Source organism: Pseudomonas edaphica, assembly GCF_005863185.1.
In the GTDB taxonomy this organism is placed as follows: domain Bacteria; phylum Pseudomonadota; class Gammaproteobacteria; order Pseudomonadales; family Pseudomonadaceae; genus Aquipseudomonas; species Aquipseudomonas edaphica.
Genome location: NZ_VBVZ01000876.1, coordinates 1 through 1875 on the forward strand (window position 1 = coordinate 1; position 1875 = coordinate 1875).

Here is a 1875-nt window from a genome sequence, read left to right on the forward strand (position 1 = left end):
AGTTCAAGTTCGTCATCCCCAAGGGTGCCGACGTGATCCAGGAATAACCTGTCTAGAGGTTTCAAACGCTGCCCATGGATTTGTTTCGAAGTGACCCGATTGCTCAGCCTTTGGCGGCGCGTTTGCGCTCGACCAACCTGGATGAGTACGTCGGGCAGGAACACCTGCTCGCTCGCGGCAAGCCTTTGCGTGAAGCCCTGGAGCAGGGTGCGCTGCACTCGATGATTTTCTGGGGGCCGCCGGGCGTGGGTAAAACCACCCTGGCGCGGCTGCTGGCAAAAGTCTCGGATGCACATTTCGAAACGGTTTCGGCGGTACTGGCCGGGGTCAAAGAGATTCGCCAGGCGGTAGAAGTTGCCAAGCAACAGGCTGGGCAATACGGCAAGCGCACCATCCTGTTTGTCGACGAAGTGCATCGTTTCAACAAGTCGCAGCAAGACGCGTTTTTGCCGTATGTCGAAGACGGTACGTTAATCTTTATTGGCGCTACCACCGAAAACCCTTCGTTTGAACTCAACAATGCCTTGCTCTCGCGAGCGCGTGTCTATGTGCTCAAGAGCCTGGACGAAGCGGCGATGCAAAAGCTGCTGCATCGGGCTCTGAGCGAAGACAAGGGCTTGGGCAAGCGCCAGCTGAGCGTCAGCGAAGAAGGCTTCAAAATTCTGCTGGCCGCCGCCGATGGCGATGGTCGCCGCTTTCTGAACCTGCTGGAGAATGCCTCGGATTTGGCCGAAGACGGCCACGAGATTGGCGTCGACCTGTTGCAAAGCCTGCTCGGCGACACGCGCCGCCGTTTCGACAAGGGCGGCGAAGCCTTTTACGATCAGATCTCGGCACTGCACAAGTCTGTGCGCGGCTCCAACCCCGACGGCGCGTTGTACTGGTTTGCACGCATGATCGACGGTGGCTGCGACCCGCTGTACCTGGCGCGCCGCGTGGTACGCATGGCCAGCGAAGACATCGGCAACGCCGACCCGCGCGCCTTGAGCCTGTGCCTGGCCGCCTGGGATGTGCAGGAGCGCCTGGGTAGCCCGGAAGGCGAGTTGGCCGTGGCCCAGGCCATCACCTACCTGGCCTGCGCGCCAAAAAGCAACGCGGTGTACATGGGCTTCAAATCCGCCCTGCGCGCCGCTGCCGAATACGGCTCTCTTGAGGTGCCGATGCACCTGCGCAATGCGCCGACCAAGCTTATGAAACAGTTGGGTTATGGCGACGAATACCGCTATGCCCACGATGAGCCGGACGCCTACGCGGCCGGCGAAGACTACTTCCCCGATGAGCTTGAGCCCTTGCCGCTGTATCAGCCGGTGCCGCGTGGCCTGGAGCTGAAAATCGGTGAAAAGCTCAATCACCTGGCCCAACTCGACCGTCTCAGCCCAAAACAGCGGAGAAAGTAGTGCTCAAGACCATTCTTGCCGTGTCCGCCGCGGGCATCGCTGGTACATTATTGCGTTTCGCCACTGGCACTTGGGTCAGCGCCAATTGGCCGAAGCATTTTTATGCGGCCACTCTGGCGGTCAACCTGGTGGGTTGCCTGATTATCGGCCTGTTGTACGGCTGGTTCCTGTTGCGCCCCGAAGTGCCGATTGAGGTTCGCGCCGGCTTGATTGTCGGTTTTGTAGGCGGTCTTACGACCTTTTCATCCTTTTCACTGGATACGGTGCGCCTGCTGGAAAGCGGGCAAGCTTTGGTAGCTTTCGGTTACCTGGGCATCAGCGTGTTCGGCGGGCTGCTCGCCACCTGGGCTGGCCTGTCCTTGACCAAACTTTGATAAACGAGAGACCGACATGCTCGATTCCAAACTGTTACGTAGCAACCTTCAGGACGTAGCGGACCGCCTGGCATCCCGTGGCTTTGCCTTGGATCTGTCTCTTA

The 1875-nt window shown here is 59.4% G+C and carries 2 protein-coding genes; both read left to right on the top strand.

Going from position 1 to position 1875, the window contains the following annotated elements; all coding sequences use genetic code 11:
* Positions 1 to 74 precede the first annotated feature (74 nt).
* Positions 75 to 1397 (top strand): replication-associated recombination protein A, encoded by a 1323-nt coding sequence (locus FEM54_RS31625; RefSeq protein WP_017137500.1) that lies wholly within the window; start codon positions 75 to 77, stop codon positions 1395 to 1397.
* Complete coding sequence (crcB, locus tag FEM54_RS31630; RefSeq protein ID WP_017137499.1) at positions 1397 to 1771, top strand: fluoride efflux transporter CrcB; 375 nt, start codon at positions 1397 to 1399, stop codon at positions 1769 to 1771. The genes FEM54_RS31625 and crcB overlap by 1 nt, the downstream gene beginning before the upstream one ends.
* Positions 1772 to 1875: the final 104 nt, after the last annotated feature.